Origin of the sequence: Corynebacterium pseudodiphtheriticum DSM 44287 (assembly GCF_000688415.1) — a bacterium.
GTDB lineage: Bacteria > Actinomycetota > Actinomycetes > Mycobacteriales > Mycobacteriaceae > Corynebacterium > Corynebacterium pseudodiphtheriticum.
Window position 1 is genome coordinate 127,087 of sequence record NZ_JIAH01000010.1, and the last position, 25,414, is coordinate 152,500.

The following is a 25,414-nucleotide window of genomic DNA, read 5'->3' on the forward strand; positions in this document are numbered from 1 at the left end:
TAGGGTATCCGGCTAAGATGGCGGTATGAGCACCCCGTTCAATCAGAGTGATGCGTCGATGCGCCTGTCCGATGCAGACCGCGACCAGGCGATGAACGCCCTGGGACACGCGCTGGCGGAAGGCCGTTTGCAGATCGACGAATTCGATGACCGGTGCGCGGCCGTCGCCCAGGCGCAATACCAGCGTGACCTGGATCAGGTATTCGTGGATATCCCGTTTACGCAGCAAGCCACCGGCGGCGCCGTGGAAAAGTACTATTCCGAATCCCAGGTGCAGCGCGCACGGGAGGCCGCGAAGAAGCCGCGGCTGGGCACGTCGATTCTGACGTCCCTGGCGGGCATGATCGCGTTTCCGGGCTTCGTCGCGTTGGCCTTCGAGGCGGGAAGCACCGGCACCGCGATGTTGTTCGGAGGCTTAGCGATGCTGAGCGCATTCGTGGTTCCGGCAATTTGGATCGCACTGTATGTCATGCAGATCGGCCCGGATTCCTGGCACCGCCCGTCACCGGCGCAGTTGGAGCGGCAGCGTCGCAAAGAAATCCGCGCTGCAGAAGCTGGGCGTCGCGCAGAGCAAAAGGAGTTGACGCGCCAGCAGTGGGCGGAGCGTCGGGCGCAGGCTGCGGAGTTGAGCGGGGATGCGATGAACATGGCGCGGGAACAGTTGAACAAATGGAAAAACCGTTAGCGTTTTTGGCAAGATAGAGGAATGAGTCATCCACGTCACCCTGCGCGCATTTTTGATCAATCCGACAAGATCAAGAATATGGCCTACGCGATCCGCGGCCCGGTCGCGGATTTAGCCGAGCGCATGGAGGCCGACGGCCACCGCATCCTGAAACTGAACACGGGTAACCCGGCAACGTTCGGTTTTGATGCCCCGGATGTGATCATGCGGGATATGATTTCCGCGCTGCCCACCGCGCAGGGTTATTCCACCTCAAAGGGCATTGTTCCGGCGCGCCGGGCGATCGTCACTCGCTACGAGTTGGAGGATTTCCCAACGTTCGATATTGACGATGTCTTTTTGGGCAACGGGGTTTCTGAGCTGATCACCATGACCACCCAGGCGCTGCTGAACGACGGCGACGAGGTACTAATCCCGGCCCCAGATTATCCTTTGTGGTCTGCGGCCACCTCCCTGGCCGGCGGTGTTCCGGTGCATTATTTGGGCAATGAGGACGACGGCTGGAACCCGGATATTGAAGATCTGAAGTCCAAGATCACCCCGAAAACCAAGGCGCTGGTGATCATCAACCCGAATAACCCCACGGGCGCGGTGTATTCGCGTGAGGTGCTGCAGCAGCTGGTTGATATTGCCCGCGAGCACCAGCTGTTGTTGCTTTCCGACGAGATTTACGACCGGATTCTTTACGACGACGCGAAGCACATTTCCACCGCGTCCTTGGCACCGGATCTGGTGTGCATTACTTTTAATGGTTTGTCGAAGGCTTACCGTGTGGCCGGCTACCGTGCAGGCTGGATGGTGATCACGGGGCCGAAGCGGAATGCTGCTGGTTTGATCGAAGGCTTGGAGATGCTGGCGGGTACGCGTTTGTGCCCGAATGTGCCAGCGCAGCACGCGATTCAGGTGGCACTCGGTGGGCAGCAATCGATTTACCAATTGACCGGCCAGGGCGGGCGGTTGTTGAAGCAACGGGATATCGCTTATGAAAAGCTCAGTGAAATCCCGGGCGTGTCCGTCGTCAAGCCAAAGGGCGCGCTGTATTGCTTCCCGAGGTTGGACCCTAATGTGCATGAGATTCATGACGACGCGAAGCTGATGCTGGATATTTTGAAACAAGAAAAAATTCTGATGGTGCAGGGCACAGGGTTTAACTGGCCGCACCCGGACCACTTCCGCGTGGTCACACTGCCGTGGGCTTCACAGCTCGAGAATGCGATTGAGCGCTTGGGTAATTTCTTAGCTAGTTATCGGCAGTAGCATGGTTCTTTCGCTTGTCCCGCCAGATCGCTACCGGGAAATTGAGGACCAGCAAACCGATAAATGAGCCAACAAAAGCCATCACGGTGCCGATACCTTGTTGGCTTGCCGCTCCGAATGATTCCAAATACGCTTCGCCGAAAGCAATTCCCGATGACATCGCAAGCGGTGCGAGGAAACCACCCAATAGGGGGATCGCGCACCACATGTTAATCATGATGGATACTCCCCCTACGCTCAGAATGCACAGCGCAATCTGCCAGTACGGATAGGTTCCCGGAAAAGATCCCGCTCCTTCTAAACCTGGGCTAGCCGACCAGCTTAACCAGGCTGCAGCAAGCACAGGCCCCACAATAAAACCAGCGAACCAACGGCTCAATAAAAATACGGAAAACGGCCATTTCAGTTGGTCTATGATATTTCGGTTTTCTACAGAGAAACGGAAAGCAAGATATAACGCCAACAAAGCAGCTGCAGTAGGCAAAACAACCGCAAATCCTGCGATATTGATAAATCGTTCTACGTGAAAGTCCATTTTGTCCTCAAACTTTGCTAAAGGTTATCACGCTGAGCAAGATTAACCACCGCGAAATATGACTCACGTGCGTAAATTGGCGTTGCCCGCCAATAGCATAGTAGTTTCACTGGGCGTTACCCTCTATTCTTGGCTTGTTTTTGCGAAACTTCCATATCGAAAGAGGGAGATTGACCACTATTAAAATTAGAGTGCCAACAACAGAAGTGTAAGCCGTTGCTAAACCGCTAATATTGTCGGGCACAGTAGATTCAATAACAACGAACACTGTAGCCATTCCCATCGTAATTCCCAATGGCACAGTTATCCCAGGTACGAGCAAAAGACGGTTCTTAAGATTAAGTATTACCGAGATAATTATTGCAGTCCCAACTAGCCCGAATGCTTGCCAATACGAATATTCACCCGGGGGGCCGATACGGGGCATATTATTTTCTACATACCCAGACCAACTTAACCAAGCAAAAGGTAAAATAAGTCCCACACAATAACCTGGCACGCCAGATTTTAAGACTTTTGCAAAGCCTTCCCAATATGAATAGTTTTTCAATTCATCTGAAGGCAACTCTTGAAAGAGTGCATATCCTACAGCGACTCCTACGGACATAGGTAGCAAAAGAAATATACCCGACAAAATCAAGAAAAACTGTAAATTAAAGTTCTCAATATGATCTAGTATTAATCGATACCCATCCCAACCTACATGAACATAGGCATTGAGAGTCATTAATTGACGTTCCTTTCCCGGTAAATATATCAATTTTTAGTATCTACAGCAATAAAATATAGATCTCTAGCGGTCTGACAATCGTATTTCCGGATTGGTGCCCCACCATAATTTGCGTTACAAATTTTATTCATATTCGAAAATAAATCTACGTAACACCCTCTATAAGACGTGCCTTTTAGATCTGCTGTATCCATACAATAATCATGTCGCGCCCAATTGTCCCATTGCATATACTTCCATGGTTTATGGCATCCCCAGTACTCATAATGCCGTGGAATAGACACCCCACCAAAATCCTCACCACTATAACGATCAATCACACAAGCACGCGAGGCACGTGCCCCACAGCAGCGGGAGAAACCACACCACCGAAACACAATACCCAGACAGCCACAGCCGAAACTATTCTGCGTCGAAAAACGTTTAACATGGCTCAAACTACTTTCTTCTATTCTAATGATTAAGATCATAGTAAAGCTTTCTATTCAGATAGCAATACCTTTCAACAAAAACAATCAATAAAACCAAAAACAACACCCCTGACTACCCCCATTATTCACAAGTAGTCTCGCAATTAGGGATGGTTAACAGTGAAAATCCATCTCCCGCGTACCTCTTATACAACCCGTGCGTGTTCACGCGGGTTATCCACCTTATACAGCAGCGCCAGGCCGACGGCCAGGATCGTCGCAATCGCGAAAATAATCGCGATATTACTGTGCAATACCGCCAAAAAGATACTGATCAACACCGGCGCGAGAAACGACACGCTGCGCCCAGCCGTGGCGTACAGGCCGAATAATTCCCCGGCTTTTTCTGGTGGGGCAATTCGCCCAATAAATCCACGCGACGACGCCTGGGCAGGCCCAACGAACAAACAAAGTCCAAGACCAAAAATCCAGAATGCGAGCGTCGGAGTGATCGGTCCACGCTCTTCACTAAAAATGAGCAGCACCACGGCCGTCGCCAAAAGCGCCCAAAGACTCGCACTGATCACGAATTTAGGCCCCAGCCGGTCGTCCAACCAGCCACCCAAAAACGCCCCGAGCGCAGAGATCACGTTTCCCGCGATGCCGAAAATGATGACGTTCGCAGGCGAAATGCCGTACAGCGTGGTGCCCAGGATCGCGCCATAGGCGAAAACTGCAGAAAGGCCATCGCGGTAGATCGCCGAGGACACCAGGAACCAGAAGGTGTTGCGGTCGTCGCGCCACAGTCGAACGATGACGGCGAGCAGGCGTCGGTAAGATTGCGCAATACTGACGTGCTCGATGGTGTTTTTATCTGCGGTTTTTTCTTTGTGAAGGAGCAGCGGCAGCGCGAAAATTAAAAACCAGGCGGCAGAAACCACGGCGACGGCGCGAATATTCAGCGCTTCGTCTTCCCCAATTCCAAAAATGTGCGGCGGCTCGCCCGCGATCAGGCTCAGGTACACCAACATCAACAGCCCAATACCGCCCAGATAACCAAAGCCCCAGCCGATGCCAGAGATCCGCCCCATATTCCCCTCGCGGGCGATGTCGACGATCATGGCGTTGTAGTTCAGGTTGGCGAATTCGTCGAAAAGCGTCAGGGAAGCCAACAAGCTCACCCCGAGCAGCAGAAATCCTGGTTCTGGCTGCACGAAGAAGCACGCCGCCATCAGCCCCACCACCAGCAGGGTATGCACGATGAGCCACAGCTTGCGCCTGCCGGTTTTATCCGCGCGCTGCCCAATCACCGGGGCGGTCACCGCAATAATGATACCGGCGATGGCGTTGGCGGTGGTCAGCCACTGGGTGCCGCGTTCGTCGGGGCCGAAGACGTCGGAGGCCAGATAAGTACCGAAGACGAAGGTGACCATCACCGCCGACACCGAGGCGTTGCCCCAGCTCCAGAGGAACCAGCTGGCAATCATGGATTTGCTGGATGTGTCTGAGCAGCTGGCAGAGTCAGTTTCGGAATCCGCGGTAGTGGCAGTCATATCTTATGTATACCGAAAGTTTTTCGGTGCCTTTCCACGACACCCCGCCCAATACGTAGGCTGGGGCGCATGAGCCTTGCACGTTTATTGACTTCCATCGATGGCGCTGGTTACGGCGCCTACAAGAAATTGCACGGCAGCTATGAGCTGGGTGAATACCGGCTGCGCGTGGATAAGGTGCAATCCGATCCGTTTGCACCGCCGTCACTGATGCAGGTCGACGTGCCCAACCCGATTCCTGCGGAGTTGGCGGGGGTGGCCGCGCGCGATTTCCTGACGCGCCGCATTGCCCAGGCCTTTTCCGGCGACCGCGACTTGCACATTGACCAGCCGGGCCAGCAGGTGTTGGACCGGGCCAGCGTCGTGCTTGCCGACGACGCCGGGGCGGGCTCCGGCATCCGTTCTAGCACCGCTACCCTGCGCATCGAGGTGCAACTGCCAGCTCGCGGCCGCAAGATCCTGGGGCGCAAGGCACGGGCTTTGCTGTGCGAGGTGCTTCCGGCTGCGTTGGACCAGGCGCTCGATTTTCCTGCCGACGACCTGCGCGAAGCGGTGCTGCTCGAGCGTGACCAGAACTACCTGCGCGAACAACTGCCGGGCCGAGGCTTGATCGCGTTTATCGGCGATGGCTCGTGTTTGCCGCGCGCTGCTGGCCACCGCGACACCCCAGCAGAAAAGGCGGTGCCGTTTCGCTCACCGGATTCTCTGCGCACCACGTTCCAATTACCGTCGGGACGCGAAGTCGCTGGCATGGGGGTTCCTGCTGGTGTCACGGTGATTGTTGGTGGCGGTTATCACGGAAAATCCACGTTGCTGAAAGCGCTGGAACGCGGGGTATACAACCACGCTGCTGGTGATGGCCGCGAGTTTGCGATCACCGTCGATTCCGCTGCTTCCCTGCGCGCCGAGGATGGCCGCGCGATCACGGGAGTGGATATTTCGCAGTTCATTTCTAACTTGCCAGCACAGACGGATACCACGAGCTTTTCGACGGATAACGCCTCCGGTTCTACTTCCCAGGCCGCGGGGCTGATGGAGGCGTTAGAGGCCGGGGCGTCAACGTTGTTGATCGACGAGGACACGTCCGCGACGAATTTCATGATCCGTGATGAGCGCATGCGCGAGTTGATTCCGACGGAGAAGGAACCGATCACTCCCCTGGTTGATCGCGTGCGCGGATTGGCTGAAGTTGGCGTATCGACGGTGCTGGTTGCGGGTGGTTCCGCGGCGTTTATTGATGTCGCAGACACCGTAATCCACATGGATTCCTACCATCCGTATGACATCACGGAGCGTGCGGCTGGTTTGGCGCGCGCCGTCGACAAGCAGGAGCCGTTTCCGAAGCCTGCACACCGACCACTACCGGCGAAGCGTTTCCGTGCGAAGAAGCCGCCGCAGGCCAAGGGTGCGGGCATTCGCGTCGGCAAGGGTTTTATTGATTTGTCGGCGGTATCGCAGCTGGTGGACGGTTCGCAGACCCGCGCGATTGCGGCGATTTTGGATAGTTTGAGCACCCAGCACGGTGAGTCTGCTGCGCTTGTCGACGAGGTGTTGGAGCGGGTCAAACGTGGTGGAATCGATGCGGTGTCTCGGTTTTCGGGTGGCGGCACACCTGGCAGCAAGGGCAAACACCCAGGCGGCGCATCCGGAAAGCACCCAGGACGTTTAGCGTTGCCACGCAAGTTAGAAATCATGGCCGCGATTAATCGCGCGCGGGCCTAATGGATCCTGGTTACTGATGCGGGTGTGTTTTACCGGGCACGCCCGCTTCCCGGTTTTATAACTTTTTACTACTGCTTACAACTTTTACAATCTTTACAATTTTTACGATTCCTATGGTCTGCGCCATATCGTTGATGTAGCTCCCTCGCTATACGGCTATGTGGATAAAGCTCGCGACCCCAAGCGATTATCACTGCGGTCCAGGAAGCTACGACTGGTGGTAGAACAGTTTCTCCACAGGCATTGAGCAGGCTCATTGAGTACATACTGAGAAAAATTCTCACATCAGTACCTCACCGAGCCGGGCTTTCTCCAGTTTACGAAAGGCTTACCAAAGCAGAGGCACGCGTCCTGCAATGTGTGTCAAGGACTATCCAATGCTGAGATGGCTGGGGTCTGGACGCTCTATAGTATGGTTCCAGAGCTCAGAGAGATTAAGAGCTACTTCGGTATCAACCCCGAAGAGCACTGGTAACCTGGTGGTCTTATGCCTGATTTTCTTTGGGCAAAATGTATGAACTAGGACCCTATTCCATGTGGTAAACGACCATCAGTATCAATATTTTCCCTACAAGTAGGTCCAACTTTTACGCGGATCTTCTTGCGCTACCCGTCGCACTTGAGAATTTGTCATAGCCCAAGCGGGGTAGCTAGCGTCGATGGCCTTAAGTACTGTCAGAAGGTCGTTGAGACGTCCTCGGATGTTGGTTTCCAAGAGGTTTTCTTGGTGTGATACTCGGTTGCGTAGACGTGTCAGTCTTTCGACTTTCTTCCCAATGTTTTCCCTCGATTGGCCCTCAAGGCCAGCGCGGGGAAAGGCGTGGTGTAAGCACTCTTTCCACAGTATTTTTGCGTTTGGACGATGGTCTGGCAACGCTTCTCCGAGAAGATTCGACCAATTACCTAATGTGAGTTGGGCTATTACATCATCATGGCTGAGCGGAGCGTTCTTGCGCGCGTGTCCATTGCGGCGACGCTGAGATTCTTTCCGAGCCCATTTTCTAGCCTGTCCCATTGGCCCTTTGAACATGTCGTATAAAAGCTGTGCTGATTAGTATTCAAGGGACCAATCTCTGTAGCCCTTTTCCTTATAATTCCAGTCCTGAAGCGCATTGTTCATCGCGTTGCGTGTTAGAACCTCAAAGTAAGACAACTGAGAGTGTAAAGCGCCGGCTAGCCGAGTATTCCAGCGGTACAGTGCTACCGCCTTTTCTGTATCGTTTCCTGCAGCTGTGTAGTATGTTTTGAAACGAGCCGCGCCAAGCATGGTTTCTAGTTCATTTTTGTCCTTCATACGCTTAATGATATGCTCAAGCATGTGAGCGTCAATGTAGATTGGCGCACCATACCCCACGACCCCAAGCCTTGTGCTTGGGGTCGTTGTTTTACCCCTTGGTAAACCCGGGCTAAGGGCTAAGTAGCAAAAGGGAGTGGCGAAGAAGTAAAGTGAACCGCGAGTTGGGTATGGGGTCGATGTCACTGTACTTCAAGACTATCTACAGTGGATCGCCACACATGCCACAGTACATGTTTGAGATAATAAGTTGAGTATTATTGGTGCCTACCATCGTATACCGAAAGGTTTAGAGGCGACGTTCCGCCTCCTTAAGTGTTGTCAGCACGCGTATCTGTAGCAGGACAGGATAGAGATGGCCGAATACCCCGACCACTATTAGGATTACAGAAGAAATCCACCCACCGGTCGCGACGGCCCATACCGAAGAAGTGGAATGAAGGACTATTGCCCATCCATGACCACCCGCGGCAGCTCTCATATGCCTCGGATCCCAACTTTTCGTCGATTCGACTGAACTACCTTCCCGCATGGCAAAAATGAGCTTATTCCAGCCAATCCGCGAAAGAGCTCCGTTGAAGATATGAACGCCCCATTTTCGGCTAGCGTCACGCGAAAGAGACAAATGATTCCACAATACTCTCGGGAGGTGGTGTTCTAGTGAATTACCGACGAACAGGGCGAATCCGAATCCCATAAGAACCGTTGTAATGACAAACGCCACAGAATCAGTGCCGGCTTCATCCGCGACAATAATGAGACCAAAAGAGGCTGCGACTGTTAGAATTAAAGCGAACACTCCGGATCACCGCTTCCTGGGCTTTGTGCCCTCGAGTACCATGCATTCAAAGGAGTTTAGTCTCTCATCTCCTAACAGGCGGCCGTGCTGCTCAAGACCACGAAGCAGCATATGTTCACTCACGAGGGGTTTTGACCACGACATAGACTCGAACCCTGTCTCCTCGATTAGTTAGCGCTCTCTGCGCCGTCGCAAAGCACGGGTGCGGCAAACCAATATACCGGCACTGTGCGGGTGATGACGGGGTATGAAACCATCCAATTGGCAGGCCCTAAGGATTCAAACCCACACGAGCCATCCGACGCCAGTCTCCCACCCAGTACACGCTACTTCGCGAAATGCTTCTCCAGCTCGTCCAGCATCATCATCGCACTGTAGAAGTCTAGGCGGAACAGCTCTGGGCTCAGCAAGTAGATGGCGTCGTTCGCGATGGCCGGGTTGTTGGCCAACAGTGGGTTGTTCTTCAACGCCTCCACTGGGTCGCCACCGGTGGTGCTCATGGTCAGCACGGTTTCACCGGTGATGGCCTTCGGGGCGTTTTCCGGGACCACCGTCTTGACGTCTTTACGCGCACCGCGCGGACCAGCGGTATCAACGATCTCGTCGTCCGGCACCGCAACCTCAAAACCGATATCTTCCAGCAGCTGCCCCTGCGCTGACTCCGCGCTCCAGAAGTTCAAACCGCGATCACCAGGCAGCGGCATGACAAAGTTCGTCGGCTGCTCTGGCAACTCAATGGCCTTAGTGACCTCTTCCAGGCGGTCCTCATACTGTTGAATCGCCTCGGCAGCATCTTTTTCATGCCCAGTGGCCTCTGCAAGCAGGCTCATGATCTCATCCCAGCCCTGGTCAGAATAATCAACCACCACGACTGGCACGCCGATCGCACTAAGCTTGTCATACTCAGCCACCGCCGAATCCTGACCACTGGCACTCACGACAATCATGTCCGGATCCTGCGCCGCGATAGCCTCTACATCGACCTCAAGGTTATACAGGCTTTCGACGCCTTGTTCTGCGGCTTCATCGGCCCATTGCAAGAAAAATCCCTGTTCGTCGGCCAAACCACCGGCTGCCGCACCACCAGTTGCCTTGATCGGTGCATCCATTGCCAGCAAGGAACCAGTCAAAGTCACCGAAGTTGACACAATATTCTTCGGCTGCTCAGTGATTTCAACTTCTTCAGTATCACCAGTGACCTCACCGTTGTTCACAACAAGTGAATCCACAGTCCGCGGCCACGAGGTGGCATCATCTTCACTGCCAGCAGTTTCTCCAGCAGTTTCCGAACTCGTGGCGTGCGCACTCGTGCTTGCGGCATCCGATCCATTGGCGGATTCGTCAGCTTGGCTGCAGCTGACCAACAACAGGCTGAATGCGGTTACGGTAGAAACGGCAAAATACGCATGCCTGTGCACAATTCGGCGTCGGGTTGTCATTTATCTGCCCTTCAAATTAAAATCTTCCTAGGTGTTTAGTTAGCCCATCCTTGAAATTACCTAAATGATTAGGGTTAAAGAATGGATAGCCTTATTTACATTCAACTTTCGTGAATATACACCCGACCCAAAACATGCTTAAGAAGCTGCGCACGCCAGGACACAAAATCATGACCACCCTCGTACACCGTGAGACTATGCGGCCAACTGCAGCTTTCCAGCTTGCGCGCTAACAAGAACGCTTTGGCGACACCGACATCTTCGCGCACACCTACATCAATATGAATTCGTGGCATAACCTGCTGCGATAAAAACTCCTCAGTAATCCAGCTGTAATTCTGCAGATTATTATCCGTCGGGACTGCCTTACGCTCGGGCCGCCACCATAACGACGGCGATTGGACCAATACCGTGTCATAGGCATCGGGATACAGTTGCGCGATACGCAATGCCGCCAAGCCACCCAGCGATTGCCCAGCCAGGATGCGGTGTTCTGGGCTCAATTCCACGCAATGCTCGGCAGCCAGCGTCGCGACGTATGCAGTCAGCTGTGTGCACACGAATCCCAAAAACTCTTCTTCCAGCCCGAGGCGACGCACGCGTTGCGCATTGGAATCATTCACAATCGACAGCACCGCCATCCGGCGTTCCGAGTTTTCATTCACCGCGGCAATATGGGCGGCCAGGTTGGCTTTCTGCCAGTTTTCCCCGTCAAAAAGCGTGAGTAGACCAACTTTTTGGACCAGCTCATCGCCGCCCCCGCCAGTGTCAGCAGAGTCGGCACCGGCAGCAGCGTCGCCAGCATCGGCAACACCGGTAGGGATATTAGTAGCTGGTAAATACAACAGAAACCGCACGTCTCCCAGTTGGCCAGGGATCGCACGCATCTCCTGCTTGCCGACGGGCAGCGGCTGCGAAATCTCCGAAAGCCCAAAGCCATCCTCACACCACAAGGTGCGGATCGCGTGCGGGTCACACATGGTGGGGGTGCGATGGCCCTCGGTGAGTTGAAAACCATAACTGCCCTGGTACTCGGATGATACTGCCACCGAATGAGTCCAGATATCTGTACCTGGGACATGCGTCATAGCCCCCAGGTCGTACTTTAATTTATCTGTAAGCCGATTAATGTGCAGGTGAAGGCCGGTCTTCAGGAGCTGATTCACGGTAGGAAGCCGTCGGCTGGTGGCAGCCTGCAACTCGCTATGGCGCACCGCAAATGCATAAGACGAATCATCGTGACTGCGACGGGGAAAGCCGCCGGCTGCCACATGATTCCAGGCGGCATCGAGTTGTACCGAACCTGCCGCACGTACAGAATCGGTAAAACCAGCAGAATCTGCTGCAACGGCCTGCTCCAGTTGTCGACGCAGTTCTGCTTCCTCGCCCGGCAGCACATTCATGATTGCATAGGCTACCGTAAGTTAAATTTTTTCATCGCAGATCCCCGCCCTTAAATTCCACTACGGGTCCCAAGCAGCAAAAAGACCCCAGGAAAATCCTGGGGTCTTCAAGCAGGGCTCTCAGAGCCATTCTTTACTGGCTCTTGTAAATTTTAGCGTTCTGCCAGCTGAGCGTCGATGCGCAGAATGCCGGATCCGTTGTCGCCTACCAGCTCAAGCTGGTCGACGATCTCGGAAACAGATGCTTCTTCCTCGATCTGCTCATCCAAGAACCAGTTCAGCAGGGTGCGGGAGTCAACGTCGTCGATCTCGTCAGCCAAGCGAACGATGTCGCGAATCTGGCCGGAAACCTTCTTCTCATGCTCCAGGGCAGCCTTGAAAGCATCGATTGGCTTCTCGATCTTCAGATCATCAACGCTGATCTCGCCGATCTGTGGCTTCTCGTCGCGATCCAGCAGGTGATCAGCGAACTTCTGTGCGTGCTCACGCTCCTCATCAGCCTGCTTGAACATCCAATCACGCATACCAGGCAGGGACAGCTCGTCGAGCTCGTATGCCAGCTGGGTGTAAATCAAAGCAGCGCCGTGCTCGTTAGTAACCTGCTTGTTGATCAAGTTGAATAGCTTCTCGTTCATGGAACGATCACACCTTTCTAAGAAAATCAATTCCGAAACCGTCTATCCGGTTCCGTGTGCTTTGTTGTGATTCCCAGACTACCAACAATGCCGCGAAATGCTAACCCTATGAATCTTAGATAAATCAATAGGTTCTACTAATCCACCTTAGGGCACACAACCCTGCTACCTGCAGGAATACCTAACAAAGGAAACCCAAAACCCGCTAGTCAGCCCCTAAATAGGGGGACCTAAATTAGTAACTCTGCATGGTTTGATAGCTCACTCGGCGCCATTTTTAGCCTTTTTCCAACGCCGAGCGCCACCGAAAATCATGTCAGAAACCACCCCATTTCAGGGGTAATTCTTCAAAGGTGCGCGAGTCCCGCCGTTCCTAGTTCCTGCAGTGCGGAACTACTTCAGTCGCCACGGCCAAGTGCATGAACCTGCCAACCGGCACCCCGCCAGCGCGCGAGGTCCAACGCATTGCGTGCATCAATCAACACCGGCTCGGCCACCAACTCCGCCGCCCACACCGGGTCCAGTTCCCGGTACTCCCGCCACTCGGTCGCCAGAATCACCAGATCAGCCCCAGCCACACCGTCGGCAAGCGAAGCCGGATATTCTAAGCCCGGATACACCCGACGCGCATTCTCCACTGCCTGCGGGTCACACACGCGCACCCGCGCACCACGCAGCGCCAACTCAGCAGCAACATGCAAGGCCGGGGAATCGCGCACATCATCAGAATTCGGCTTAAACGCCGCCCCCAGCACCGTGATTACCGCGCCCGACAATCCCGGCCGTGCCGACCCCGCAGGCTCTGCCACCTTCGGAGATTGCGCCACCAGCTCACTGGCCAGCTGCACCACACGCTGCCGCCGACGGGCATTGATCAACTCCACCTGCCCCAAAAACGCCAGCGCATCACCGGCGCCGCACTCGTCGGCACGCGCCCGAAAAGCGCGCACATCCTTCGGCAAACAGCCACCACCAAAGCCCAGGCCAGCACCCAAATACTGGTGCCCTATGCGCTCGTCGTAGCCCAAGGCCTCAGCTACCGCAGCAACATCACCGCCAACGGCTTCGCAGACCTCTGCGATGGCATTAATAAAACTAATCTTGGTGGCTAAAAAGGCATTCGCCGCGGATTTCACCAGTTCTGCACTCGCCCACGGCATCACCAAAAACGGCGTTCCCCGCTCCAACGGTGCCCGGTACACCTCACGCAATTTCTGCAACGCTGGCGCTGAGCTCACCCCATTCGGAGTGCTTTCTGCCCCTGTTCCCACCACGATCCGGTCCGGGCACAGCGTATCGGCCACCGCATGCCCTTCGCGCAAAAACTCAGGATTCCACAAAATATCAACAGTGGCTCGGCTGATATTAGCTGCGCGTTCCTGCAGCCGCGCAGCCGTGCCCACCGGCACCGTAGACTTGCCCACCAGCACGTGTTTACCACGCAACAGAGGTGCCAGCTGGTCGACGACTGCCTCCACCGCACTGGTATCAGCCGCCGGACTATCCGCGCGTTCCGGCGTGCCCACGGCAATAAAATGCAACTGCGCAAACTCCGCAGCCTGCTGGTAATCGCAACTAAACCGCAGTCTCCCCGATTCCACGCCACGGGCAACCAACTCTGCTAACCCCGGTTCATAAAACGGCACACGCGCAGCCTGCAACTGCGCCACGCGCGCGGGCGCAATATCAACGCCGAGCACCTCGTGCCCCGCCTCTGCCATACACGCGGCGTGCGTGAGTCCCAAATAGCCCAGGCCAAAAACAGTAAGATGCACGCAACAACCCCAGTTAGAACCGGCCTACAGCCCAGGCCATTTAACGGAAGTTCAAATAGGACTTCGACGGCGTCGGCCCGCGCTGCCCCTGGTACTTTGAGCCCAACGCTCCCGCGCCATACGGTGATTCCGCAGGCGAGGTCATCGCGAACAACGCCAGCTGCCCCACCTTCATGCCTGGCCACAGCGTGATCGGCAAATTCGCCACGTTCGACAGCTCCAAAGTGATGTGCCCGCAAAAACCGGGATCAATAAAACCAGCCGTCGAATGTGTCAGCAAGCCCAGTCGCCCCAGCGAAGATTTACCTTCCAAACGGCCAGCCAGATCTGCGGGCAAGCGGAATTCCTCCAAAGTGGCACCCAACACAAATTCACCGGGGTGCAGCACAAAACCTTCGTCGTCGCCAACTTCGCGCAGCGTAGTCAGGTCTTCCATCTCCAATTTCGGATCAATGTGGGTATAGCGCGAGTTATTAAACACCCGGAAGAACTTGTCCAGCCGCACATCGACGGACGAAGGCTGAATCAGCTCTGGATCGCAGGGGCTAATGCCCAGCCGTTCAGAATCAATGGCGGCACGGATGTCTCGATCAGACAGCAACATAGCAATTATCCTACCTAGCCAGCGCTTGCCGACGCCCGGCAGGTACTGGCTCAAACATTAGCTCTAGCCGCAGGTCACGATTGGCTGCGGATCATAGACGGTGGTCTGAGTATTACGCGATACCTCCGCACCATCCAAGGTACGGATCACCCGGGTATCGGACGTCGTAAAGCCCGGAATGCCGGAAGTCGGTATGCAGTTGGAACCACTGACTTTCTGCTTCGGTGGATTGGTGTGCGCCCAACGACCGCCACTGATGGATTCCACCTCGTATTCCTTGACGCCCATCAGGCGCACGGTCACGGAACCACCGCCGACGCTCGATTCAATGCGCACTGGGTGGTTGGAATTGTTGCGGAACTTCAGGTCGATCACGCCGTCGTACAGCGTGGCCTCGCGCCCCGCCGGGTAGCGTGAGATGTAGTAGCTGTGCGGAGTGTGCGCGACATCTTCCATGGCCGCAAAATAGGCCGCGTTGTACAAAGTGGTGGCATATTGCGAAATGCCACCGCCGACGGCGGTGTCTGCGCGGCCTTCATAAATCACGCCGGATTCCACATAGCCCTGCGCGGCGGTGCGCGAGCCGGTGGCCTGGTTGACGGAGAAGGTCTCGCCCGGCGACACAATGGTGCCGTTGAGCGCATTGGAGATCACCGAAATATTCGTGCCCGAGGCTGGGGAATAACCGCTGGTTGTGAACTCACCAACCACTTGGTCAAAAGTCGAGGCCTCGGCGTCCGCGGTGGTAAACGTCGCTGGCTGGTCCTCATAGGTGGCATCCCACTCGCGGTCATCGCCCAGCACGCGCTCGGCGAAACCGGCCATGGTCTGTTCCCAGTCAATGACTTCCCCATCCACGTGCGGGGTAACCTGCCGCTGGCCACCAGACATGGACAAGCGAGCATTTTTCATCGGGCGTTCGGATTCCGCCAGGCCTTCGCCCAAGATGTCCCGGGCCTTGGACTCGTCGACACGTGGCTCCAAATGCCCTTCATGGGCTTCAAAATGCACGAACTCGCCGATGCGCGCGGGTTCAATCGTGCCCGTAATATTCTCGCGGCCGTGCACCTTCAGCGGGCCGGAGACAGCTTTGGCGGCAAGGCCTTCGGCGATCGCATCCACCTGATCCTGGTTAATCACCGGCTCAATCTCATTCGGCTCTACCGCGATGCCTTCCGGATCCAACCAGGAGCTCGCAACCTCTTCTTGCAGCTGCGCGCGATCAACTTCCTGGCCCGGTACGGCATCACGCGGTTCCACGTTGCCGGCTTCCAGGAATACCGCGCCATCTTCGGGGTCCCGGTGCAGCTCGCCGACCATGCGGTCTAGCTCCGGGTTCAGCGCGGCCGGATCCTCGGCGGTTTGCACGTCCACTTCCTTCGTCGAACGGAAGAAGCTGGCCAGGCGCACAAGTGGGTTCATCGACTCATCGGGAATAGCGGCAATCGTGCCTTCCAAGTCCAGGCGCAGCCCTGCCTGCGCTGGCACGAATTCCGTGGTTTTTTCGCCCGCAGCAACACGCACGGGTTCGTTTTCTGCCTCGCGGAGTTCGTCGTCAAGCTTGGCCAGAGCATCCTCGCGCTCCAGGGAGGAAATATCGACGCCACCCACGGACGTCGCACGCGGGATTTTGCCCTGATTCGTGGAGACATCAATGGCGTAGGCAATGCCAGCAATGACGAAAAGCCCGACGAAGACGCCGAGCACAATCGCCACACCTTTGAAACTTCTCGATTTCGCCGAATTCACGCTTTATAGACTAACCGCTCACACAGCTTGGTACTAGTTTGGTTGCAGCAATTCGACCCGCAACGCTATTAGGATAGAAAGCTATGAGTTCCGATTCCCGCGAACAGACCATGCTCATTGCCTACGACGGCTCCGAAAACGCCGACCGTGCGCTCGAATACGCTGCCAAGTTGCTCAAGCCCGGCACCGTGCAAATCTTGACTGCGTGGGAGCCGATCGCCCGCCAGCAAGCCCGCGCTGCCTCGCGCACCGGCATGCATCAGGCGACGATGACCTCCGATAATCTGGAAGACGATCCCGCCTACGCCGAAGCCGTGCAAGTGTGCCGTCAGGGCATCGCTGCAGCTGAAAAGCTCGGCATGTACGGCAAGGCGCACCTGGTGGAATCGGCCACGACCATCGCCTCGGCCATCGTGGATGCGGCCCAAGAACTCGACGTCGACGTGATTATCACCGGCACTCGCGCACTGACCGGATTCCGCGCGCTGTGGTCGCAGTCGACAGCGGAGACGATCGTGAAAAACGCCGGGGTTCCGGTGCTGGTCGTGCCACCGGAAAACGAGGACGACGATCCGGAATACTTCACCAGGGACGACTAAATTAAGGGATGATTCATCCTCAGGATTAAGGACAATTATTTATGGCCGCTGATTCTTCTCGCTCGCTCAACCGGCAGTCACTGAACCGCCGCAGCCTGGGCCCGGCTCTGGGCAGCGCTGTCGTCGGCGTCGCGCTGGGCGTCGTCGCGATTTTGGGCATCGCGCAGTTTTCCGGCCAGGACACCATCTCTGGTACCACCCCACCGGATGATGCCCTGTTAGGTGGTGCCGAATACGGCTCACGTGAGTAGGCCTGCTGTGCGCGCCCGCCTGCGCATTCGCGCCCACGCCACTCACCCACTTAACACCCACGCCATTGTGTGGCTGGTGCTGGCCACCGCGATGTTTGCCCAGCCTGTCGGGCTTATCGCCGCGGATACTAAACACGATCTCACGGCTGATCCCGCCGGTTTTCTGGCCGCGGCCACCCACGCCTGGACGGATGTCTTCCCGCTGGGGCAGCTGCAAAACCAGGCGTATGGCTACCTGTTCCCGCAGGGCCTGTTTTTCCTGCTTGCCGACGCCATCCCGGACTGGTTGCTTCCCGCCTGGGTGGCGCAACGGCTGTGGTGGACCATCGTCGCAGGGGTTGGTTTTTCCGGTTTTTATCGGCTCTGCCAGTGTGTTGTTCCTGGTTCTGGCCGCTCCACCACGGCGTCGGCAAGCATCCGCGCTTTTCAGATCATCGCTGCGCTGCTGTTTGCGCTGTCGCCGCGCACACTCACCACACTGACCGCAATTTCTTCCGAGGCCTGGCCGGTCATGCTCGCCCCCTGGGTGCTGGTGCCGCTGTTGCGCAGGGACACGATCACGGGCCGGGATATCGCCGCGGCCACCATCCCCATCGCGCTGATGGGGGCGGTCAACGCCACCGCAACCCTGGCTGCCTGTATCCCGGCTGGCTTGGTGATTCTGTGGCGTCGGCAAGGCTGGCTGCTGATCCCGGCCGCGGTCGCCGTGAGCGCCTGGTGGATCGGCCCGTTGTTGGTGTTGGGAAAGTATTCCCCACCGTTTACGGATTTCATCGAATCATCCTATGTGACCACGCGCTGGCTGAACCTACTGGAGATTCTGCGCGGCACCACTCACTGGACGCCGTTTGCCGATACTGAGCGCGAGGCCGGGTATTTGTTGGTCTCGCAGCCGGTGTTTGTGCTGGCCACCGTAGCGATTGCAGCGTGTGGTCTGGCGGGCTTGGCGTTGAGTGCCCAATGCGCACAGGGCTCCGCGCCTAGCACCCGCCTGCGCTACCACGGGCTGTGGTTGCTGATGCTGCTGGTCGGAATCACGATCCTGGCCGCGCCCTATGGGCAGTTGCTGGACAACGTCCTGGCTCCGCTGCGTAACCTGCACAAATTCGACCCGCTGGTGCGCATCCCGCTACTGCTCGGCGTAGCGCACCTGGGCACTGTGCTGGAGATGCCGCGCCTTAAGCATCCGTTGACCCGGCGCGCGGCCGCAGGCCTGGGCGTGGCGGTGATCGCGCTGCTGTCGGTGGCTCCGGTGTGGTCGGGCCGGTTACTACCCACCGGTGCGTACCGCGAGGTGCCGGAATATTGGCGCCAGGCTGCGGATTTCCTCAATGACAACGTCGACACGCGTACCCTGCTGGTTCCAGAAACCTCGTTTGCCCGGCAGGAATGGGGTTGGACCCGCGATGAGCCCGCCCAGCCGTTGTTGGATGTGCCCTGGGCGGTACGTGATGCAGTGCCGCTGTTGCCGCCGGAGGCGATTCGTGGGCTGGATGGGGTGCTGGCCACGCTGGATCGCTCGGTGGATCCTTTGTTGCGTTTGGGCATCGGTGCGGTGCTGGTGCGTCATGATTTGGATTCTCCCGCCCAGCGGGAGCGTGCCGACGAGCTTGCCGACGCCTTAGGCCGCCTGGCTGACCGGGCGGCGGGAGGCTCTCCGGCTGTGCAGCGCCATGATTTCGGTGAGGTCTCCATTTTTGTGTTGGATGCGCAGCGCGATATGCACATCGCGCATGATCCGGTCACGGTGGCCGGTGGCGGCGAGGCGCTGGCGGTCTTGGATACCATCGATGGCCCGGTTCCGCGCCGGTTGGTGGACCATGCGGGTGCGGGGGCGGCAAAGGAAGGGTCTGGCGCTGAGCCCGGTACGGAACCCGGTGCCGAGATCGTCACCGATACCCCTCTGCTAGTCGACCGTAATTTCGGCACCCTGCAGGGGGCGGTCTCTGGCCCGCTGGCCAGCCCGGATGAGGCCACCACGAAGCACCCGAGTGTGGATTACCCGAGCGTCGCCACGCCGCTGCCGGTGCGTATCCGCGGTGATGTGCAACTGCAGGCCTCATCTTCGGCCGCGGATGCCACCGCTTTTGGGGGCGCGGATCCGGCGCGCTCGATCAATGCGGCGGTCGATGGCACGGACCAAGCCTGGTGGCCAGCCCCGGGCGATCCGGGAACGTTGCAGCTCCGCAGCACCGACGGGATATTCCACGCGCCGGAATTACATCTGACCACCACGGAGGATGCACGCCTGCGAGTACTGGCTTTTGCTGATGGGGGTTATGAGGATGCCGATGAGGGTACTAATGAGGTTCCTGAGGATGATAGCGCGGGTACCAGCGACGAGCCGATCCACACCATCACCGTGGAAACTGCAGCCGGCGAAGATACCCGCATTGCTTTCCCGGATGATCTCCGTGCCAGCCGCATAGAAGTCCAGCTCAATCCGGAAACCCGCACCGGGGTCTCCGATATCCACCTGGCTGGCCATGAATTGTCGCGCCTGGTGCACGTCCCAGCTACCGCGAATGCTCGGCAGTTCGTCTTCCAACGCCTGGCGGTGGATACGGGTGTTGTACAGCGCAGTTTCGAGGTTCCGCGCACAATGCAGCTTAAGATCCGAACCGACGATGAGCAGCCGGTCACCATCGACGGCACGGAATATTCCGCAGGTGAAACGGTGGAACTATCCGGCACGCACACCATATCTACTGCGGCCGCGTGGGTCAGCCTGCGCGAGCCTGGCTTTGCCCCGACCGCGCATTATGAGCCGGTCGATGGCCGCACGGTGCCGGGTGCTGCAGACGCTGACGATGCTGTAGGCGAGGGCCGCCTGCTCGTCACCGGGCGCGCGTTCAATGAGGGCTTACGCGGCGAGCTTGTCGACGCCTCAGGCACCGTCACCGAGTTGCAACCTACCAGCATTGATGCCGCTACCCAGGCGTTTGTGCTGCCCGCAGGCGCATCCGGCGAGTTTCGCATGAGTTTTGCCGGTGAGGCTGCGTACCGCACGTCCTTATTTGTGGGTGCGGCGGTATCGCTGGTGACCTTAGCCGCGCTGGTGTTGTTCCCACTCGCGCGCCCGACGGCCAGCGCCCAATTCGCAACCGCACGACGTCGGCACGCACGACGCTTACTAACCACAGAACCCACACTGCCTGCCTGGGCATTCCCAGTGGCTGCCGTTGCGGTCTCGGGTGCGGTGGTGGGCCCAGCAGGGGCGGTTTCAGCAGCTGCGGCGTGGGCAATCACGCGCTGGACGACGATCCGCCCGGTGGTCTTAGCACCAGCGTTGTTGGGGATTTGTGGTTTGTGGTTGGCGCGCGCACCGTGGCCGGATGCGCATTATGCCGGTGATAGTTTGCTCGCGGCGTGTTTGGCTGCGGGTGCGGTGGCCTGCCTGAGCCAAAGCCGGGCTGGTTCTTCTACCAAGGTGTAGCTGATAGCCGCGACCGCTACAGAAAGCCCCAGGGTGAGTGCCAGAATGCTGACAAAACCGCCGCTAAACATCTCGATTCCTGCCAGCGGGAAGGCGATGGACAGCACTGCCACATGCCACAGGAACAGCGAATAAGACCAGCGCCCCACGGCTTGCACCGGCTGGCTCAGCAGCAGGCCAGATTGGGTAGGCCGCAGCGCATAAGGCACCACGATGCACGCAGCGAAGACAGTGCCCAGGCTGATGCGGATGGCGAATTCCAGTGGGCTCGGGTGGGTAAGGCCGCGCGGGCTGATAGCTTCCCAACTGGCCAAGAATAAACAAGCAGTGGCTAGCACCCAAAACAGCGGTTTCATGCCCAGGATGCGTCGTACCACACCTGGGCGCTTGGCGACGCCCGCCGATTCCGCCTCGGCAGCCAGCATGCCGACGACGAACCACAGAGTATAAGCCGGTGGCCAAATCTGCCGGTTCACACTCGCCGCCCAACTAGCGCCGTCGCTACCGTCGAAACCGGCCACAAACGGCAAAAAAGCCCAGCCCAAACTCATGACCCCCACCACGCACAGCGCGAGTACTCGCGTGCGGGCCTGCCAGCGCAAAAGCACCCAGGCGATCAGTGGCAGCGTAAAATAAAAAGCGAATTCCACGCACAGCGACCACAAATGTGTCAGGCCTGGTGCCAGCCCATCGGGAATATAGATCTGAGTGGCGGTCAGGTTAGCGAGTAGTTGTTGCCAGCTCATGGTACTAGCCGCTGGCAACGCCAAGGCCACCACCGCGACGCAGACGAGGTAAGCGGGTAATACGCGCGCGGCACGCTTACGTAAAAAACCGGGGCCGATCGGCCTACGCCACAGCAAAAATGCGGAAAGCGCAAAAAACACGGCCACGAAGTAATCAAAACGTTCCAGCACCACTGGCCCAGAAGCAGTCTGAAAATGCACATGAGTGATCAGCACCCCGACGGCTGCAAGCGCACGAATACCTTCTAGGCAGTCAATACGCTGCGGAACCGATGCGGAGACACTGGTAGCGACCATGCGCTCAGGCTAGCAGGCAAGTCTTGCAGTTCACGTGCTGAGGAAACCTATTAGTTTGGGCCCGAGCTCATTTTGGGCTTCCGCTTAGTTTGGGCCTCAGCCCTCAGAAGTTAACGCCGCAGGTATACTGCTAGCACTATGTTCCGTCGTGTCACGTTAACGGTGGCCGCTGCTGCTTTCTCGCTGGTGGTTGGTGCCGCCGCTCCGCCGCTGGTAATGGCCTTCCACGATTCCTGGCCAGAAGGCACCACGGTGCACACGCGCACAGAAGGCGCGAAAACCCAGCTGCTAGACACGACGGAATTCGCTGCTGCAGCCAGCAGCGTCGGGGCTGGCAAGCCACTTCCCCGCCCCGACGATTGCCCGGAAGCAACGCCAACTTTTTCGTGCTATATCAGCACCACTACCACGCACGTCGACAGTGAAATCACGCTGCTGCGCACCACGCAGGATGCGGACGATCCTGCACGTCGTTCCGAAATTACAGCACGCCACACGCTGCTTGCCGACGATGGCGCAGGCTCATCCACAAGCGACGATGCCATCAACGCGCGCCCCCTGGGTCACGCTGCTAACGACGTGACCATCAACCGCGAATCCGCCATCGGCATCCCGGACCCTACCTCGCGCGTGCGGTTTTATGATGACGGTAGAAACGACAACACAGACACCCCCGTCGTCGACACGGGCCTGTTTGCCCGCCCGGGCATCTACTATGCCTTCGAACCGGATACGCAGAAGCGTTCCTATAATTTCTTCGATCTGTTCACCCAAGAACCGCTTCCCATTGACTTCGCTGACACCATCGAGCAGGGCGAGGATGAAGAAGGCGCTGAAGATGGTGCTGCCACCGCGGAGTTTTACGAATACCGCCACACCATTACGGCCCACCCGCTGCAAAATTCCTTGCTGCGCGCGTATTCGCAGCCGCAGGATTTGCTCAGCCCGCCCACCCCGGTTACAGCACTGTCACCGAAAATCCTTGACGAGCCAGCCGCGCAGCTTTTCGACGCCATGGAGCTGACCGGCCCGGCCACAGATTTTTATACCGCCGACGAGCTTGCCGACGAGCGCATCACCGGCGATCTTTCCGCCGCGGATACCGTGACCATGCGCCCCTATTATTCTGTGGACCGCTTGGTGTGGGTAGAACCGATCACTGGGCAGATCGTCAACCGCGATGAACACTACGAGGTTTTTCTCGCTGCCGATGGCACCCCGGCGCAGCCAGCCCCGGAGCGCACCGTGTTGTCCACGCACGCGAAATATGATTCCGCCTCCCGCGAGGAAGCACAAGACCTGGCCAGCAAGACGGTGCGTGTGGTGGAACGTTGGGAGGCCATTGGTTTTCTGACCACTGCCCTCGGCATCATCCTGCTGGCAGCTGCGGTGTGGATGATCTGGCGGCACCGGCACAGCCAGAAGCACGCCCACGCTAACCACTCCGGCACCGACCACCCCGGCACCAATCCCAGCGTCAGCAACCCCAGCGCCAGCTAGCACATGAACGCACGCCTGCTGATCCTCGGGTTGTGGGCCAGCCTACTGGTTGGCGCGCTCACCTGGCCATTTTTCGCAGCTGGCGAACTAGCCTGGCGGGATATGCTCGTGCTGGATTCACCAGCCCTGTCGCCCTCGGCCTTTGGTTTTGGGGATCTGCCCGCGCGCAATGCCCCACAAGATGGCGTGCTGGCGATCCTCGGGGTGTTGTTTCCGGTCTCATGGATAGTTCGGGTCTTGCTGATCGGTGGCGCGGCGGCCGCTGCGTATGCCGGGGCGCTATTGGCACACGAGCGTTCTGCCTCACTGCCCGCGCAGCTGACGGCAATGACCATCGCGGTGGCCAACCCGTTCGTCGTCGAGCGCTTATTGCAAGGACAGTGGTCGTTGGTGTTGGCAGCCTGGCTGCTGCCGGTCATCGTGGCTCTGCGCACCCGTGTGGTCTGGGTGTTGGTGGCGGTGCTGCTGTCCTCTCTCACGCCTACCGGCGCACTGTTTACCACGCTCACTGCGTTGTTCGTCGTGCGTGGCTGGCATTCGCGCGTGCTCACCCTGGTGGGTGCAGGCTTGGCCAGCCTGCCGTGGCTGGTGCCATCGTTGCAGGATATCCCGCATGCGGCCACGAGTAGTTATTTCGCCTTTGGCCCGCGGGCAGAAACCTACATCGGCACGCTAGGTTCGCTGCTGGGCTTGGGGGGAATATGGAATGGGCAGGCAGTTCCGGCGTCGAGGTCGGCAGGTTTTGCGATTTTCGGGGTGGTGTTGTTTGCCGTGCTGTGGCTAGGCCGTCGCGCGGTGCCGCGTGCGGTGCTGGCGTTGGCGGTGTTGGGCCTCGGGGGCGCGATGGTGGGCTGGCTGGCCCCGGAGCTGTTGTCTGCGGTTGATCCGGGCGTGTTGCGGGATTCGCAGAAGCTGGTGATGTTGGCGATTCCCGCGTATTGCTGCGCCGCTGCTGGCGTACCGCGGTTGTGGGCATATCTGGCTCTCTTGTGTGCTGTGCTGCAGGTCGTCGATGCTCCTGCTGAGGTCTCGGTGCTGGCCCCGCGGGAGGTCACCGCCGGGTTGGATCAAGATTTATTGCAGCGTGCCGACGGCCGCACGGTATTTTTACCGGATGCCCCGACGGTGGTTTCTGCGCCGGGTTGGGTGAGCATCAACCCGTACACGAAGGCCTTGCCGGTGGTCTATTCCGGGGAGCTAGAGGTCGACGGCGCGCTCGTCGACAAGCCATCGCGGCGCTATATCCTGGCGCAACAGGCGTGGCAGGACGGCGATCGCGAGCGCCTGCGCAGCTTGGGCATTGGGGTGGTCTATGCCGACGGTGTGATCACGGAAACCGGTGCAGAGCCAGAACCACTGCCGTGGGGGTGGCATGCCGGTTGGTTCGGCGCCTGGTTGCTCGTGCTGTGGTGGCAGCTGCGAAACCGCAAGGCGGGGAAAACTCGCAAGGCACAGAAAACTTACAAGGCACAGAAAACCCGCAGATCGGAGAAAACCCGCAGGTGAGAGCACTGAAGTTGCCTGAATTCTTCCCGGTTTTGCATTCCTGCAATCTACTGTTAGACTTAGTTCTCGCTGGAGGATTCGACTAGCGGCCTATGTCACACGCCTGGAACGCGTGCGGGTTTCACGACCCTCGTGGGTTCAAATCCCACATCCTCCGCCAATGTGAAGTCTCGAGACATCGTTCCTATTTCGGTGTCTCGAGATTTTCTTCGTTTTGGGGGTTCGTTTTCTAGATTTCACCGAGTTGGTTGCGGTGGTATTTTTTGGTTTTGTCTAAGTGGTATCGGCCCCAGATTTCGCCTGTGTGGGGGTTAATGGCGGTGATGTCGTTGTTGATGCAGATGAGCATGATTTCTTTGGTGCGGTGTTTTCTTCCGACGTAGAGTTTGCGCATGTTGCCGGCCCAGCGAAGGGTTACTTTTCCGTCGTTGTCGACTTTGTCTCGCCGTAGGCGATTGTCGGTGCCAATGGGGATGTCGAGTGGTTGGG

19 protein-coding genes, 1 tRNA gene and 1 pseudogene are annotated in these 25,414 nt (G+C 57.7%); 9 read left to right on the forward strand and 12 right to left on the reverse strand.

Translation table 11 applies throughout. The features are described from left to right. Positions 1-25: 25 nt before the first annotated feature. Together O146_RS0108875 and O146_RS0108880 are read left to right on the forward strand one after the other, a co-directional pair. Positions 26-685 carry a DUF1707 SHOCT-like domain-containing protein gene (locus O146_RS0108875; RefSeq protein ID WP_027018243.1) on the forward strand — a complete coding sequence of 220 codons (660 nt, stop codon included), beginning with the start codon at positions 26-28 and terminating at the stop codon, positions 683-685. 21 nt (positions 686-706) lie between these two features. Then, positions 707-1,942 carry a pyridoxal phosphate-dependent aminotransferase gene (locus tag O146_RS0108880; RefSeq protein ID WP_027018244.1) on the forward strand — a complete coding sequence of 412 codons (1,236 nt, stop codon included), beginning with the start codon at positions 707-709 and terminating at the stop codon, positions 1,940-1,942. Here O146_RS0108880 and O146_RS0108885 read toward each other — a convergent pair. From O146_RS0108885 to O146_RS0108895, 3 genes are all read right to left on the reverse strand, one after another. Continuing rightward, complete coding sequence (locus O146_RS0108885; RefSeq protein ID WP_027018245.1) at positions 1,926-2,477, reverse strand: hypothetical protein; 552 nt, start codon at positions 2,475-2,477, stop codon at positions 1,926-1,928. The genes O146_RS0108880 and O146_RS0108885 overlap by 17 nt on opposite strands. A 106-nt stretch (positions 2,478-2,583) precedes the next feature. Beyond that, a complete protein-coding gene (locus O146_RS0108890) occupies positions 2,584-3,204 on the reverse strand; it encodes a hypothetical protein (RefSeq protein WP_027018246.1) in 621 nt (206 codons plus the stop codon). 619 nt (positions 3,205-3,823) lie between these two features. Further along, positions 3,824-5,170: an MFS transporter gene (locus O146_RS0108895; protein WP_027018247.1), complete on the reverse strand. Its 1,347-nt coding sequence runs from the start codon at positions 5,168-5,170 to the stop codon at positions 3,824-3,826. Positions 5,171-5,239: 69 nt separating this feature from the next. Between O146_RS0108895 and O146_RS0108900 the strand changes: the two genes are divergently transcribed. Then, complete coding sequence (locus tag O146_RS0108900) at positions 5,240-6,892, forward strand: ABC-ATPase domain-containing protein (RefSeq protein ID WP_027018248.1); 1,653 nt, start codon at positions 5,240-5,242, stop codon at positions 6,890-6,892. Positions 6,893-7,943: 1,051 nt separating this feature from the next. Here the strand turns inward: O146_RS0108900 and O146_RS13050 are convergent. The 7 genes from O146_RS13050 to O146_RS0108945 form a co-directional block, all read right to left on the reverse strand. Beyond that, entirely contained in the window at positions 7,944-8,186 is a 243-nt protein-coding gene (locus O146_RS13050) for an Abi family protein (RefSeq protein ID WP_027018250.1), read from the reverse strand. Positions 8,187-9,311: 1,125 nt separating this feature from the next. Continuing rightward, positions 9,312-10,424 (reverse strand): Fe2+-enterobactin ABC transporter substrate-binding protein, encoded by a 1,113-nt coding sequence (fepB, locus tag O146_RS0108920; RefSeq protein ID WP_023018472.1) that lies wholly within the window; start codon positions 10,422-10,424, stop codon positions 9,312-9,314. Positions 10,425-10,525: 101 nt separating this feature from the next. Next, positions 10,526-11,827 carry an alpha/beta hydrolase-fold protein gene (locus O146_RS0108925; RefSeq protein ID WP_023018473.1) on the reverse strand — a complete coding sequence of 434 codons (1,302 nt, stop codon included), beginning with the start codon at positions 11,825-11,827 and terminating at the stop codon, positions 10,526-10,528. 152 nt (positions 11,828-11,979) lie between these two features. Further along, the gene (locus tag O146_RS0108930; protein ID WP_023018474.1) at positions 11,980-12,462 is read right to left on the reverse strand and encodes a ferritin; all 483 of its coding nucleotides are present in this window, start codon (positions 12,460-12,462) and stop codon (positions 11,980-11,982) included. 398 nt (positions 12,463-12,860) lie between these two features. After that, positions 12,861-14,237 carry a UDP-glucose dehydrogenase family protein gene (locus tag O146_RS0108935; RefSeq protein ID WP_027018253.1) on the reverse strand — a complete coding sequence of 459 codons (1,377 nt, stop codon included), beginning with the start codon at positions 14,235-14,237 and terminating at the stop codon, positions 12,861-12,863. Positions 14,238-14,277: 40 nt separating this feature from the next. Further along, positions 14,278-14,841 (reverse strand): dCTP deaminase, encoded by a 564-nt coding sequence (gene dcd, locus O146_RS0108940; RefSeq protein WP_021352870.1) that lies wholly within the window; start codon positions 14,839-14,841, stop codon positions 14,278-14,280. Positions 14,842-14,904: 63 nt separating this feature from the next. After that, positions 14,905-16,590 carry a VanW family protein gene (locus O146_RS0108945; RefSeq protein ID WP_035000731.1) on the reverse strand — a complete coding sequence of 562 codons (1,686 nt, stop codon included), beginning with the start codon at positions 16,588-16,590 and terminating at the stop codon, positions 14,905-14,907. An 83-nt stretch (positions 16,591-16,673) separates the two neighbouring features. Here O146_RS0108945 and O146_RS0108950 point away from each other — a divergent pair, with 83 nt between their 5' ends. From O146_RS0108950 to O146_RS11755, 3 genes are all read left to right on the forward strand, one after another. Next, positions 16,674-17,189: a universal stress protein gene (locus tag O146_RS0108950; RefSeq protein WP_021352868.1), complete on the forward strand. Its 516-nt coding sequence runs from the start codon at positions 16,674-16,676 to the stop codon at positions 17,187-17,189. 41 nt (positions 17,190-17,230) lie between these two features. After that, positions 17,231-17,440, forward strand: a complete 210-nt coding sequence (locus tag O146_RS11750; protein WP_035000732.1) for a DUF2613 domain-containing protein — start codon at positions 17,231-17,233, stop codon at positions 17,438-17,440. Between the two features lie 91 nt (positions 17,441-17,531). Next, on the forward strand, positions 17,532-20,876 hold the full coding sequence (locus O146_RS11755; RefSeq protein WP_081820629.1) for an alpha-(1->3)-arabinofuranosyltransferase domain-containing protein: 3,345 nt from the start codon (positions 17,532-17,534) through the stop codon (positions 20,874-20,876). Here O146_RS11755 and O146_RS12495 read toward each other — a convergent pair. Next, positions 20,783-21,919, reverse strand: coding sequence for an acyltransferase family protein (locus tag O146_RS12495; RefSeq protein ID WP_081820625.1), 1,137 nt, complete (start codon positions 21,917-21,919; stop codon positions 20,783-20,785). The genes O146_RS11755 and O146_RS12495 overlap by 94 nt on opposite strands. Positions 21,920-22,057: 138 nt before the next feature. Between O146_RS12495 and O146_RS0108970 the strand changes: the two genes are divergently transcribed. The 3 genes from O146_RS0108970 to O146_RS0108980 all read left to right on the forward strand — a co-directional run bounded on the left by O146_RS0108970 (position 22,058) and on the right by O146_RS0108980 (position 25,085). Then, complete coding sequence (locus O146_RS0108970; RefSeq protein ID WP_027018256.1) at positions 22,058-23,419, forward strand: porin PorA family protein; 1,362 nt, start codon at positions 22,058-22,060, stop codon at positions 23,417-23,419. A 3-nt stretch (positions 23,420-23,422) separates the two neighbouring features. Further along, a complete protein-coding gene (locus O146_RS11760) occupies positions 23,423-24,925 on the forward strand; it encodes an MmpA family trehalose lipid delivery protein (RefSeq protein ID WP_081820626.1) in 1,503 nt (500 codons plus the stop codon). Between the two features lie 71 nt (positions 24,926-24,996). Next, positions 24,997-25,085: transfer RNA gene (locus O146_RS0108980), tRNA-Ser, on the forward strand. Positions 25,086-25,154: 69 nt separating this feature from the next. On the opposite strand, the pseudogene O146_RS12890 reads toward O146_RS0108980, so the two are convergent. Continuing rightward, positions 25,155-25,414: pseudogene (locus O146_RS12890) on the reverse strand (IS481 family transposase); the annotation flags it as partial.